This is a genomic window from Actinobacillus capsulatus DSM 19761, from assembly GCF_000374285.1.
GTDB lineage: Bacteria > Pseudomonadota > Gammaproteobacteria > Enterobacterales > Pasteurellaceae > Actinobacillus > Actinobacillus capsulatus.
This window is the reverse complement of the sequence record NZ_KB893939.1, coordinates 101,324-114,366: the sequence shown is the minus strand read 5'-3', so window position 1 is coordinate 114,366 and position 13,043 is coordinate 101,324. Positions and strand designations below refer to the sequence as shown.

The following is a 13,043-nucleotide window of genomic DNA, read 5'->3' as shown; positions in this document are numbered from 1 at the left end:
AATAATAATTTCTTCTAGATCTGTCATGGTTTTCTCCTTTTTAATAAATATAATTAATCATTAAATAGACCAATAGCTTGATTTAACCGGTTTATATAATATAACTGATGGACAATTGTTACATTTCATTGAGTGGTGTCCATTTGTGATCCCTGCAGGTTGAAGTATAGATTTCTTCTGCTGGCTGTAACAATTTGCACATAGATAATGAAATGCAGTTTCACTATTTTCATTAGTTATACCTTCGCTACTACGATATACAAAAGCTCCAGTAGGAAACTGAAATGGCACATATTGGCTTTTTTCTACTTCAAATTCGTGAGCTTTATTAATTTGCTCTTCAAGCTCTTTGTTCTCTATTTGTAATGCCCATAAATCTTTTTGTAGTGAGATAATAAGTTGTTGTAAATTAATTGCAATTTGGGTGAGCTCTACTGTTTTTACATTTGATTCTCCCAATTCTTTTAATTTGGTAATATCATCATTAAGTTTACCGACCGTATCAAAAGCGTTTTTTATTAATTTAGCTGTTTCAATAGTTTCCTTTAACATAGTATATTTTCTCCTTATTGACTTATTGCTTTGCGGTTCTAAGAGCTCACAATTATCATCAACACTTCGTTATTGCTTAATCAATATTTTTAATTACATTTTCCCATTCTTGCCGTATCAAACCCCATAGAATAGACGTCTTTTAATAGGTCGGTTAAATACTCGCATCTTTCAGCAAAAGGCATGTCGCGGATTTGCTGCATTTTTTCGCGACGGGTTTCGACAGGGAGCGTGGAAAAGGCAAGCGCTCGGGCGAAAATATCCAGCAGTAACGCCTCGGATGCCACATCAATTAACAATTGTTCTTGGTCGGTTAGGGGTTGCATGGTGTTCTCCATTGATTAGCCTACTTTACTATTTTTAAACAGCTCTTGCTGCGCCATTGCCCGAGCGGTGGTTTTAACTGCTACCTTGCCCTGATTATTCATGTTCCGGAAATCGTCTATTAGGCTTGCTTCTTCTGTTGTCAGGGTATCTGCCTCAGCATTTGGTAATTTAGAAACACCCTCAACAAACATATCTCCTTCCCCAGTCAGTAACCAATTTATATTTATGCCCATTTGTGCAAGCTTCATATAGCTTTCAGAGTTAGGCTCCCTTTCATTTCTTAAATAGTTATGCAGTGAACGATATGGTATGCCTGATTGTTCAGAAAATTTTGTTAAATTAAGGTTTAATTGTTCAATAATTGATCTAAGTCTTAAATTTATGCCCATTTGGTGAAATTTCTCCTTGACTTAAATTGCTCAATTGAGCAAAATAAGCATTATTGTAATTGATTAAATTTTTAATCCAATTTTAACACAGGAGGAACAAAAATGCAGAAACCTGCAAAAACCGCCGATGAAATAAAAGCGGAATTTCGTGCACGAGGTGAGACGTTTTCCCATTGGGCTAAATGCCATGGTTATAACGTTACACATGTATCACGCGTGCTTAACGGCACTATTAAAGCCAGTTACGGAAAAAGCCACGAAATTGCTGTAAAGCTTGGACTTAAAGTAGCTGCATAGGAGACAGTCATGAAAAGATTACTGATTAAATTCTGTACTTGGTATTTAGCGCGTGAATATAGACGACGCGAACGCAAAGACATTAAAAATCAGGCGATTTTGAATAAGTTTCGTGAACAAAATACACAACAAATCGCCGATAAACACAATATTCCAGTTAATCAAGTTAAAAGTTTACAAACCAAGATTAATTAATGAGGTGTGAATATGACTGAATTAAAAGGCACTAATAACAAAGCGACCCGTCGCGTATTAAATGTTATTTACGCCCTCAAAGGGCATTCTATTAATGGGTTAAGTAACAGCGAAATCGCCGAACGACTCAATGATACGCCGGTTAATATCACCCGTGCACTGGCAATTTTGGTTGATGAAGGCTTTGCGGAAAAACTACCAACAGGGCGATTTACGTTGAGTGTGCGTGTATTACAGGTAGCCGAGGCATATCGTCAAGAATGGGAAAAAATGCAGCAGCGTATGACCGAAATCGATCAACGTGTGCGAGCTGGCACATTTGCTTAAGAAACAAGCAAATGTTGCGACATCGCAACATTTGAATAAAAAACACAAAATTAAAAGGAATCAGAAAATGACCGAATTAACTGAAAATTCCACCGCACTTTCGACCGAGAATTATGTGCGCCACAGTATGGCAATAATGCAGAAATGGGGTAACGGCGAGGTATTTGATAAAAAGCTGTTTGTTGATCGTGGCAAACATTGTCAGCAAGCTATGACCGGACAAATGCTGGAATTCGGGCGGGTGTTAATTATTTTAAAAGAACATTTAGCCCATGGTGAATTTACGGAAACCGTTCAAACTGAATTTGGTATTACCCGCTCAACTGCCTCACGCTTTATGCAAGCAACCATTAAATTTTGTGGTGATGGCTTACAAGATACCACCCCGAAACTAGTGCAGTTAGGTAAATCCAAATTGCTCGAATTGATGGCTCAAGATGACGATGACTTAAAAGAACTTGCCGAAGGTGGCACCATTGCCAACTTAACTCTTGATGAAGTTGATCGCATGAGCGTACAGGAACTTCGCAAGGCATTACGCAATGCGAAAGCCGAAAAAGAAGCCATGGGCAAAGTGTTAGCTAATAAAGATAATAAAATTAATGAATTAGATATGGAATTGGCGAAAAAGAAAAAAGATATCGAAACCCGAAGCCCTGACCGCAAAGGTGGCGACTTACGCAAAGAAGTGTCGCAAATTGCCTACGGTGCGGAAGCTATTTTACGCGGACAGGTTCGCCCTGCTTTTGATGCCTTGCTTGAACATAGTGAAGAAAGCGGCATGGACCATACGCAATTTATGAGTGGTGTTGTGGCAGAAATTGAGCTGGCTTTGATTGAACTGAAAGATACCTATGGGCTAAATGATGTGCCATCGGCTTCGGTGGATTGGTCAGGGAAAGGCGATGAGAGTTTAGGCGATGCGTTAGATGCGATTATTGCACAGAAACAGGCTTGAGGATCACATATGGCGATTTTACCCGAAGTGTTGATGAGTATCGCCCTGGAAATCAAGTGCGCCAAAGCCAGCGGTGAAAAAATTGAGCCGATTTATCAGAAATGGGTGGAAACAACAAAATTAGCGCGCTCGACGTTAATTCGGCAATTAAAGCCTTATTTACCGCAGACTGGTCGCAAAGTGCGATCGGATAAAAACTCCACGCAGCTAACGCTTGCTGAGTTAAAAACGATTTCGGCGGCCTGGTTAGAAAATCGGCGTAATCAATATAAGAAAGAAATGTTGCCATTACAGGAGGTATTAAAAATGTTACGAGCGAATGGTGAGATTAAAGCGGAATTTGTGGATAAGACAACAGGTGAAGTGCGACCTTATTCGGAAAGTGCGGTCAATCGGGCGTTAGTGAATGCGAAATTGCACCCTGACCAATTATTAAAACCAACACCTGCTATTCAGATGCGTAGCCTGCACCCCAATCACGTTTGGCAAATCGACCCTTCTTTATGTGTATTGTATTACTTAAAACGTACACACGCAGAAAATGAAAATGGTTTGCAGGTAATGGAAGAAAAGCGGTTTTATAAAAATAAACCTGAGAATGTAGCAAAGATAGAAAGTGATCGTGTGTGGCGTTATGTGGTGACCGATCATACCAGTGGTACGATTTATGTGGAATATGTTTACGGCGGTGAAACCTCAGAAAACTTGTGTAATACCTTTATCAATGCCATGCAACGTAAACCACGCAATGACGAACCATTTTGCGGTGTGCCAAAGCTGGTAATGCTTGACCCTGGCTCGGCAAATAAGTCAGATATGATGAAACATTTGTGCTATCAGCTAGGGGTTAAGCTACAAATCAACGAGCCTGGCAATCCACGAGCGAAAGGCCAAGTAGAAAAGGCGAATGATATTGTTGAACGTCAATTTGAGAGCCGCTTACGGTTTAAATCGGTAGCCAATATTGATGAACTAAACGAACGTGCTCATGAATGGATGCGAGATTTCAACGCGAGTAAAATTCATTCACGACATAAGATGTCACGCTATAAAGCGTGGTTACATATTACTGCTGAACAGTTGGTACTTGCCCCACCACTTGCCTTATGCCGAGAGTTGATGGTGTCGAAATTGGTGGAACGTACAGTGGACGGTCAGTTGCAAGTGAAGTTTGAAGGGCTGACTTATGATGTGAGCCATGTACCAAACCTGAATGTGGGCGACAAACTACGGCTGGGCAAAAACCCATATCGTCCGAACTGCATACAGGTGGAATGCTTTGAACAGGTGTTTGATGAACATAACGAGATGAGCTTGAAACCTTACTGGTTTGTGGTTGAACCGATTGAAAAGGATAAATTTGGGTTGGATGTGAATGCGGCTGTGATTGGTGAAGCCTTTAAATCACACGCTAAAACTGAGCTTGAACGCAACCGTGAAACGGTGGAACGCTTGGCATACAGTGCAACGGATGATAACGGCGTGAAAGCAGCGAAGAAAGCCAGCAAACCGTTATTTGATGGTCGTATTGATCCATTTAAAACCATTGATGAACGTCCTGATGTGATGTTTATCCCGAAAAGAGGTCAAGAACACGAACTGACTATCAACGCCCGCCGCGTAGAGTTGCTGCCGATGTCGGTTGTGGAATTTGCCAAAAGTGGCAAAGCGCAATGGGGCGATTTATGGACGGCGGATTGTTATCAATGGGTAAGCGGCAGATATCCGCAAGGTGTGCCAAGTGAGGAAGCTGAACGTTTATTAAGTCTTGGATTTGATGATTTTAAAGCGGAGTTTGTGGCGCCGGAACCTACCACAAAATCACATTTACGGTTAATCGCCGCTTAAATGAATGAAGTTAAAGGAGCATAACAATGCTAAAGCTAAAACAGGTATTGGAAGAGAATAATATCTCTCAACGCAAGCTGGCAGGCTGGTTATCCGTATCGCCTGCAGTGATTGCCAATCTGGTTAATCACGGCTTATTGATTAAAACGGATACGGAGCAATTTAAATTCCGGCTTGAGGAAGTGCTGAAAAATCTGGGAATTTCGACCGCACTTTCCGAGCTGCTCAAACAAGTCTCCGCCACTGCGCCAACAGTGACGGAGGTGTCAACCACTAATGAAGAACCACCAACATTAATAGAGGACGATACTATGTTACTCGCAAAACAGGCTTTATTTCCAGCCACAAAACAACATTTTTCACTTTTTTCTAATCCGTTTACTGATGAAGTGCGGTCTGCCGATGAAGTTTTCAGTTCACCGGACGTGCGTTATGTGCGTGAAGCACTGTTTCAGACGGCTAAATTCGGCGGTTTTGTTGCGGTCGTCGGTGAATCCGGCGCCGGTAAATCGACACTGCGCCGTGATTTAATTGACCGTATTCACAGCGAGAACCTGCCGGTTATAGCGATTGAACCCTACATTATCGCGATGGAAGACAATGACCTTAAGGGCAAAACGCTGAAAGCTTCCCATATTGCCGAAGCAATTATTAATACCATTGCTCCACTAGAAAATGTAAAACGCTCGCCGGAAGCCCGTTTTCGCCAGTTGCATCGAGTGTTGAAGGACAGCGCACGGGCCGGCAATCAGCACATTTTGATTATCGAAGAAGCGCACAGCCTGCCAGTACCAACGCTGAAACACTTAAAACGCTTTTTTGAACTTGAAGACGGCTTTAAAAAACTGCTTTCTATTGTGTTAGTCGGTCAGCCTGAACTGAAATTAAAGTTATCCGAACGTAATTTTGAGGTGCGTGAGGTAGTGCAACGTTGTGAAGTGGTTGAGCTTGCCCCATTAGATAGTTGCTTGGAACCGTATGTGGAATGGCGCTTGAAAGCGGTTAACCGCAAGGTTAGCGATATTTTTGACCGTGATGCGCTGGAAGCGGTGCGTACTCGTCTAGTGATGATGAATAACCGTAATAAAACCCAGACCAGCCTGTTATATCCGCTTGCGGTCGGTAATCTGCTGACTGCCGCAATGAACTTAGCCGCTGAACTTGGCGCACCGTTAGTGACGGCAGATGTGGTTAAAGGAGTGTGATGATGAAAAATAATAATCAAAAACGCCAAGTGGCTTTAAATTTAGCCAATATGTCTCTGCTTGCACAATTAGATTCGGCACATAAGGCGGTAATGGCATGCGCCAGATATGGCTTAACCGTTATCGGGCTTCGTTTTAACGGCGCTATGCCGACCTTAGAAGTGCAATATAACCTAATTACGCAAAAATGGTTGGATAACCATAAAGCCATTATTTATATGCATAGCAATAATGCCAATAATCAGATGATATCTACGGCACAACGTCGGTTATGTGGTTGCCGGGTAATATTTTCTTTTCCGCGTTATCAACCAACACAATTCATACATTAAGGAGTAACAAATGAGCAAAGTAACGATTGACGGCAAAATCTACTGGCAGGATGCAAAAGGCAGCCTGACCGCCGATGAATTAGTCAAAGAAATTGATAAAGAGCGTGATGCTTTGGTACAAGAATGGATTGCGAAAGGTAAAGCATTACGTGGCGAGTTAGATAGATTTAAGACCGGTATTTTTAATGATATTCAGGCGTTTATTGAGCTATCTGCGGAAAAATACGATGCCAAACTGGGCGGGGCTAAGGGCAATGTGACGCTATTTTCTTACGATGGTAAGTATAAAATCCAGCGTGCCATTAATGACCACCTGCAATTTGACGAGCGTATTCAAGCCGCCAAAGTGCTAATTGACGAATGTTTAAATGAGTGGTCTGAAGGCTCTCGTCCTGAATTAAAAGCGTTGATTGAGCGTGCATTCAATGTAGATAAAGAAGGTAACTTAAACACTTCACGCATTCTTGGCTTACGCCGCGTGGAGATTACTGACCCGCGCTGGTTAAATGCGATGAAAGCCATTAGCGAAAGTGTGCAAATAGTCAACTCTAAAGCATATGTAAGGTTATATGAGCGTGTTGGCAATACCGACCAATATAAACCAATTTCGCTTGATATTGCGGGGGTATGAGATGACCAAAGGCGAAAAAGAAACGATTAAGTTACAGCTTAACGAAGCGATTGTCCAACTGCAACAAGCCCTGAAATATATACATCAAGAGCGATTTGTTGGTGCAAGTATCTTTGTTGGTAATGCACAGAATATCTTACCGGTAGCAAGAATGAAATTAGCGGGGAATTAAGGAGAATAAAATGAAAGTGACATTTAACCCACCAAGACCCACTTATCAAGATGAAGGTTTTGCCGAGCAAACCGTACATGATTTTATTAAACAATATTATCCGGATTCTTATCATGAAGATGCTTTAGTTGCAGAAGAATTTCAAGATGGTATCTATGAAGCATTAATTGAGGAGTTCTATTTATATGATGGCCCACAAGTTTTAATGAACATTTTAATCAGGGATTATGATTGGGAGTTTACTTCTGACGACTGGGATAAAATTCAGCATTTTAGCTTTTTTGTTAGAGATAGACTAAAAGAAAAAGAGCTGCAATGGGTTAAGGATAATGACATCAAACCACCTTTCCCGATAGGGGCAAATGTGCACCTGCCCGCGCATTATGACGAGGCTATCGGTATTATCAATCGAGTTTATGAATACGATCCAGCCAGATACTGTGTATTAACTGAAAAACAGATGGAATATAACAAAAAGATGGAGAGTCAAGGTAAATCGGAAAGACAAGGAGGCTATGTTTTAAAATTTGAAGATGTTGAATTGATTGAGAATTAAGGAGTAAGTATGGAATTTACAGGCAAGAAAGAATTTAAAGTAAGCAACGGTATTTTTGAAAGTATTCAGATTTCCGCAGTATTTGAAATTGATTTCGATTTTCCGAATGTGAAAGACAAAATCATCGAAATGTCAACGTTCTGGTCCGGGAGTCCTAATATAAACAGCTCAATTAAAGAACATCTTGAATTTATACTACCAATCGCAGCAAGCTCGTTATATCACGCAAGTCAAAATAGCTGGAGATTATCTGATGCTGAAAGCATGGATAAGTATCTGTGGAATGAAGAGGAAGGATTCGCTTATGGTCAATATGTCGGAATCAAATTAGTAGATTTTTTTCGCAGATGAGGTTAGTTCTGACATTTTTGAAGTTGAAGAAATTTAGGAGGAAATATGAGACCAGAATTTCGTTATTTTAAATGTTTGATTGACGTTGAACCAATTAAATCATTATATGCACAATGGCGTCATAAGCGTAAAAAGCGGAATGAAGAATTAAACGCCATCTTTGATACCATCCCGTTTTATGAATATTGGCATGGTGATGAAAACCGTATTTTTGGCATTATGTGTAATGCGGACAACTCGGAATTTGAGAAACTCAAAACGGACAATACTTACAAAGTTGAAAAGCTTAATAATGGCAAAGTTTGCATTACTGGGAACAAGCGAACTAAAGCTGGTAAAGCATTTAATGCTAAGATTCAGGAAATCAGAGGGATATTGCAAAAATACCCGAGCTTTAATGATTTTATGCTTAGAAATTTAAAACTGAATTGTTTGGTACTTGGGCAGCGTATGGCCTATTTATCTGCATGCGGCATAACAAGTAATCACTTTATTGCGTCTATACCGGTTAAATCCGAAGGTTATGGTGGTGATGAGTTTCCGTTAATTCCTGAATATTTAACTGAAATCAAACAGAGTGAATTTTTAATGTTACAGGGGAAATAAAATATGAGAGGAATATTATCTGAAGAGATTAAACAAAAATCCCAAGAGCTGTTGGGATACGAGCTCACACAAGATGAACTACGTTTAATGCCATATTTACAATATTGCGCAATAAATGACAAGAACATAGACCCAAGATCAGTTAACAACAAAGAACGCCGAATTTTGATGGATTGGCAAGATAAGGGCTACATCAAATCTCCTACATCCATGTTTGGGATTAGCAAGATGTTTTACGACGCAATAAGTGAGTTGCTATGGCTTGGATATATTGTAAGTGTTGAACGTGATAAGGAATAAAAATGAACATATTTATTACACACGGTAATCGCTTAATAGATTTTGCCAATCCGCAAAACAGCGATATTCACATTGACGATATTATTCACCATTTATCCATGATTCCACGCTTCGGTGGGAAATTAGATGTGCACTATTCAGTATTAGACCACAGTGTTTTCGCGGCGACGATTGCCAAAACTTTTATGAAAATGGAGGACGAGGCAGTATTTGCGGTGTTAATGCATGATGCGCAAGAAGCTTATTTGGGAGACGTTACCACTCCGTTAAAAAGTCTATTACCTGACTACAAAGCGATAGAGCATGCATTTGAGGTGGTTATTCGCACCAAATTTAAAATCAACATCAGCCCCGAAGCCGAAACAGCAGTGAAAACTGCAGATTTATTAGCTTTAAAAGCTGAAAAGCAAGTGTTTTTTGATACTTTGCCTACGCACGAGGAATACTGGAAGTTTTTGAATAAACTGCCACTTTTGCCGATTTCGGCACGAGATTATATCAATAGCAAAGAAAAGTTTAGAGAGGCTTTTAACTATTATAGTAAAGTGTTAAATCTGTAGTCATACCTAAAAATCCCAACATATTATCCAGCCTTCTCGTCAGAGAAGGCTTAGTCATATTACGGAGAAGACAAAAATGGAACAGGAAGCAAGAAGAAAACAGCTAATTCAGCTCATTCATATTGGCAAAAGCAAGTTACAAATGGATAAAGAAGTATATCGTATTTTCCTGATTAATATAGTGGACAAAGATAGCTGTACGCAGATGAATTTGGCTGAGTTAAATAAAGTGCTTGAAGCCATGAAAAAACGAGGTTTTCAAGTTACCAGCGGGCGTTTTAAATATGCAAACCACAAGCCTCCGCAAAGTTTTACCTCTGAAAGCAGTAATATCGTTAAAAAAATTCGGTCAAAATGGCTTGAAATGCATTATCAGGGTATAATTAAAAATAGCAGTGAAGCTTCATTAAATGCTTACATTGCAAAGATTGCAAAGAATAAAGACGGACAGCCGATTCCTTTTGTTACCCAGCTTGACAACGTCCAGGCTATAAGGGTTTTAGAGACACTGAAGAAATGGCAGCAACGTGAATTGGGAGGCATATAATGCGCACACAAATGGAACTGGCACGACATGAGCTCTTACGGGATATTGAAGACCAAGTGAGTGCGCTGTGTAAAAATTATAACTTAGATTCGGATATTTGCGAGCAGATTGCTGTAAACGTTGCTGATTTTCTGGCTGAACATTATGCCGGTATGGTGATTTCATTTCCGAAAGATTTTCATTATAAAATTGCTCAACGTGACCTAGATATCTACAATGAATTTACGGGTAATAATTGGTTCTTCTTGGTGAAAAAATATAATATGACCGAATCAGGTATTCGTAAGGTGATTAATCGGGTTCGTAAACGTGTTGCTAAACATCAGCAGCCCGATTTATTCGGTTAAAAAAACAGCTCCGCTGTTCTAAAAATGGAGCTGTCTTTATTATTTTATCTGCCGCCTTTCTTTTTCATATTTTGTAACACCTTTTCATTTTTCCTGTCCCAACAAGTGGGCTAAAGTTTCGTTAAGTCCCATTTATCTCACTTAGACTGTATTATTTATCTCACTATGGATCACATCAATGTGGATAAAATTTTCTGTTCTATGCTATCGGTTCATTTATCCATATATAGAAACAAAATTTTGCAGAAATTTAACCGCTTGTGTTATGGATTAATCACGTTTTTTAGTCAGTAGCCACCAAACGATACTTAAACAGATTAAACTTGGGATTAATGCACCGATAGCGACCGGTATCCATGAGAAGACGAGAGTCATATTGCCAAACACGATGTTGGATACATAGAACACGAAGCCGGCGATAATACCGATAAATAATTTGGTTCCCATTGCACTACTACGCAGTGGGCCGAAAACAAACGAGATTGCAAGTAACATCATCACTGCCATTGAAATTGGCTGATACACTTTACGCCAAAATGCAATTTGGAAGCGTTTGGAATCTTGTCCGGTTTCTTTCAAGAAACCGACATAATCGGATAAACCTGAAATAGACAGTGATTCCGGTTTGAGCGACACGATACCTAATTTACTTGGCGTGATTGTTGTTTGCCAGTCTTTATTAATTTCTTTCGCTTGTTGAATGCTGTTGTCGGCAAGCGACGAGGTTTGTACGCGCTGAAGCGTCCAATTTTCACCGTTGAAAATGGCATTATCCGCTTGAGTTACCGATTTTAACGATTTGTTTTCAAAGTGGTAAATCGATACATTATTTAATTTTCGCTCGTTTTCAATATGGCGAATATAAATAAAATCATTACCGTCTTTTGCCCAAAAACCGCCTTTAGTCGATAGCATTGAACCACCGCTTTGTGCGATGGAACGCATATTTCGGGCGTACTGTTCAGTTTGTGGAATGCCCCATTCGCTCACTAGCATCGTAAAAACGATGAGTGGAATTGCGGTTTTCATTACCGCCAAGCCGATTCTAAAACGAGAAAATCCAGAAGATTGCATAACCACCAATTCACTGCGGCTGGCAAGGTTTCCCAAGCCTAATAAGCCACCGATTAAGACAACTACTGGGATAAATTCTTTAATGTCACTTGGTAACATTAAAAGCGAATAATAAGTGGCGGTTAAAGCATCATAAGAGCCTTTACCGACATCTTTAAATTCCTCGACTAATTTGATGATAAACACCAAACCGCTCGACATGAATAGCACGGCAAAAATCATCGTAATAATGGTTTTGCCGATATAGCGCTCGAGAATATTCATACCAAATAAATTCATTTACGCCACCGCCTTATTACGACTGAAAGAATAACGAATTGCCGACATCCATTTTGTATCCCAGAAGTTCATCGCCATTGCAAGTATAAAGAATGCAATTGATACTAACGGCATTAATAATGTCGCATCTAATTTGCCCGAAGCACCGGAAGATTTGAGTGAGCTTTGTAGCAAGAAATAGATCAGATACAGCAATACTGCCGGAATGACTTTCGCAAAACGACCTTGACGAGGGTTTACGCTACTCATTGGTACGGCTAATAATGCCATGAGCGGTACGGCAAAAATCAGCGCAAAGCGCCATTGCAATTCTGCTTTAGCTTCGTTTGACGGATCGGTCATTAATTGGTTGAAATCCGCTCGTTGTACTAATTTTTCATTTGAATCCACATCTTGGTAGCCGAGATAAGCTTGGTAATTGTCAAAATGGGAAATTCTAAAATCTGCGGTATTTGCCGTACCTTCATAGCGGGTACTGTTTTCAAGGGTAAGAATTTGATCTCCATTTGGTAAACCTTGTAACTGACCTGATTCCGCAACTACTACGGAAGGGCGATTTTTCTTCTGTTGATCCGGTTGGAACACATAAATATCGTTTAATTTATTTTGTTCGTTATTAATATTTTCAATAAATAAAACGTAACCACCTGCGGTCATAAATTGACCTGCTGACAATGCTGAAAAACGTGGATTTGATTTCGCCTCTGCTAACATTTCACTTTGCTTATTGATAGCCCAAGGCGTGAGCCAAAACACGTTATATACTGCAAGAGCCGTAGTAAAAATAGACAGAAAAAGCGCTACTCGGGTTAATAAACTTTGTCCGATACCGCACGCTCGCATGACGGTAATTTCACTTTCAGTATAAAAGCGTCCTAAGGTCAGCAGTAACGCAACAAATAGTGAAAGCGGTAACATAAATTGAGCTAAGGCGGGCATTCCTAACCCTAATAAACTCAGTACTAAGTCGGTTGGTACTTTCCCGCTGACGGCAGAATTCAGCACGGTAATCAGCTGCTGACTAAAAAACATTAATAACAAAATAAATAAGATCGCCAATTGGCTTTTGAAGATCTCTTTCGTTAAATATCGACTTAAAATCACGATAGTACTCTCATTGAGATAATTTAACCGTTAATACGGTTTAACTAGAAATAAGGTAAATGATATGTTTCCGCTCATTGTCATTA

At 39.9% G+C, this 13,043-nt stretch carries 21 protein-coding genes; 16 read left to right on the top strand and 5 right to left on the bottom strand.

Annotation, left to right across the window (positions count from 1 at the left end):
* Positions 1-60 precede the first annotated feature (60 nt).
* From C228_RS13480 to C228_RS0107965, 3 genes are all read right to left on the bottom strand, one after another.
* Positions 61-552, bottom strand: a complete 492-nt coding sequence (locus C228_RS13480) for a hypothetical protein (protein ID WP_018651571.1) — start codon at positions 550-552, stop codon at positions 61-63.
* A gap of 89 nt (positions 553-641) precedes the next feature.
* Positions 642-890, bottom strand: a complete 249-nt coding sequence (locus C228_RS0107970) for a hypothetical protein (RefSeq protein ID WP_155877779.1) — start codon at positions 888-890, stop codon at positions 642-644.
* 3 nt (positions 891-893) lie between these two features.
* A complete protein-coding gene (locus C228_RS0107965) occupies positions 894-1,268 on the bottom strand; it encodes a helix-turn-helix domain-containing protein (RefSeq protein ID WP_018651573.1) in 375 nt (124 codons plus the stop codon).
* A 102-nt stretch (positions 1,269-1,370) separates the two neighbouring features.
* On the opposite strand from C228_RS0107965, the gene C228_RS0107960 reads away from it, so the two are divergent.
* From C228_RS0107960 to C228_RS0107885, 16 genes are all read left to right on the top strand, one after another.
* Positions 1,371-1,565: a DNA-binding protein gene (locus tag C228_RS0107960; RefSeq protein ID WP_018651574.1), complete on the top strand. Its 195-nt coding sequence runs from the start codon at positions 1,371-1,373 to the stop codon at positions 1,563-1,565.
* A 9-nt stretch (positions 1,566-1,574) separates the two neighbouring features.
* Entirely contained in the window at positions 1,575-1,760 is a 186-nt protein-coding gene (locus C228_RS0107955) for a hypothetical protein (protein ID WP_018651575.1), read from the top strand.
* 12 nt (positions 1,761-1,772) lie between these two features.
* Positions 1,773-2,087 carry an IclR family transcriptional regulator gene (locus C228_RS0107950; protein WP_018651576.1) on the top strand — a complete coding sequence of 105 codons (315 nt, stop codon included), beginning with the start codon at positions 1,773-1,775 and terminating at the stop codon, positions 2,085-2,087.
* A gap of 67 nt (positions 2,088-2,154) precedes the next feature.
* Positions 2,155-3,045 (top strand): DUF3102 domain-containing protein, encoded by an 891-nt coding sequence (locus tag C228_RS0107945; protein WP_018651577.1) that lies wholly within the window; start codon positions 2,155-2,157, stop codon positions 3,043-3,045.
* A gap of 9 nt (positions 3,046-3,054) precedes the next feature.
* Positions 3,055-4,893: a DDE-type integrase/transposase/recombinase gene (locus C228_RS0107940; protein WP_018651578.1), complete on the top strand. Its 1,839-nt coding sequence runs from the start codon at positions 3,055-3,057 to the stop codon at positions 4,891-4,893.
* Positions 4,894-4,919: 26 nt separating this feature from the next.
* A complete protein-coding gene (locus tag C228_RS0107935) occupies positions 4,920-6,098 on the top strand; it encodes an ExeA family protein (protein WP_018651579.1) in 1,179 nt (392 codons plus the stop codon).
* Positions 6,098-6,430 (top strand): hypothetical protein, encoded by a 333-nt coding sequence (locus C228_RS0107930; protein ID WP_018651580.1) that lies wholly within the window; start codon positions 6,098-6,100, stop codon positions 6,428-6,430. The genes C228_RS0107935 and C228_RS0107930 overlap by 1 nt, the downstream gene beginning before the upstream one ends.
* Positions 6,431-6,440: 10 nt before the next feature.
* On the top strand, positions 6,441-7,061 hold the full coding sequence (locus C228_RS0107925) for a DUF3164 family protein (protein WP_018651581.1): 621 nt from the start codon (positions 6,441-6,443) through the stop codon (positions 7,059-7,061).
* A 1-nt stretch (position 7,062) separates the two neighbouring features.
* Positions 7,063-7,233 carry a hypothetical protein gene (locus tag C228_RS14465; RefSeq protein WP_018651582.1) on the top strand — a complete coding sequence of 57 codons (171 nt, stop codon included), beginning with the start codon at positions 7,063-7,065 and terminating at the stop codon, positions 7,231-7,233.
* Between the two features lie 10 nt (positions 7,234-7,243).
* Positions 7,244-7,789: a hypothetical protein gene (locus tag C228_RS0107915; RefSeq protein WP_018651583.1), complete on the top strand. Its 546-nt coding sequence runs from the start codon at positions 7,244-7,246 to the stop codon at positions 7,787-7,789.
* Between the two features lie 9 nt (positions 7,790-7,798).
* Positions 7,799-8,140, top strand: a complete 342-nt coding sequence (locus C228_RS13475; RefSeq protein ID WP_018651584.1) for a hypothetical protein — start codon at positions 7,799-7,801, stop codon at positions 8,138-8,140.
* A gap of 45 nt (positions 8,141-8,185) precedes the next feature.
* Positions 8,186-8,746: a DUF5420 family protein gene (locus tag C228_RS0107905; protein WP_018651585.1), complete on the top strand. Its 561-nt coding sequence runs from the start codon at positions 8,186-8,188 to the stop codon at positions 8,744-8,746.
* Between the two features lie 3 nt (positions 8,747-8,749).
* A complete protein-coding gene (locus tag C228_RS0107900; RefSeq protein WP_018651586.1) occupies positions 8,750-9,046 on the top strand; it encodes a hypothetical protein in 297 nt (98 codons plus the stop codon).
* 2 nt (positions 9,047-9,048) lie between these two features.
* Positions 9,049-9,606: a hypothetical protein gene (locus C228_RS0107895; RefSeq protein ID WP_018651587.1), complete on the top strand. Its 558-nt coding sequence runs from the start codon at positions 9,049-9,051 to the stop codon at positions 9,604-9,606.
* 76 nt (positions 9,607-9,682) lie between these two features.
* Positions 9,683-10,153, top strand: coding sequence for a gp16 family protein (locus tag C228_RS0107890; protein ID WP_018651588.1), 471 nt, complete (start codon positions 9,683-9,685; stop codon positions 10,151-10,153).
* Positions 10,153-10,500, top strand: coding sequence for a Mor transcription activator family protein (locus tag C228_RS0107885; RefSeq protein ID WP_018651589.1), 348 nt, complete (start codon positions 10,153-10,155; stop codon positions 10,498-10,500). Before C228_RS0107890 ends, C228_RS0107885 begins: the two co-directional genes overlap by 1 nt.
* Before the next feature lie 270 nt (positions 10,501-10,770).
* On the opposite strand, the gene lptG is transcribed toward C228_RS0107885, so the two are convergent.
* Both lptG and lptF read right to left on the bottom strand, forming a co-directional pair.
* The gene (lptG, locus tag C228_RS0107880; protein ID WP_018652112.1) at positions 10,771-11,853 is read right to left on the bottom strand and encodes an LPS export ABC transporter permease LptG; all 1,083 of its coding nucleotides are present in this window, start codon (positions 11,851-11,853) and stop codon (positions 10,771-10,773) included.
* A complete protein-coding gene (gene lptF / locus C228_RS0107875; RefSeq protein ID WP_018652111.1) occupies positions 11,854-12,957 on the bottom strand; it encodes an LPS export ABC transporter permease LptF in 1,104 nt (367 codons plus the stop codon).
* Positions 12,958-13,043 lie beyond the last annotated feature (86 nt).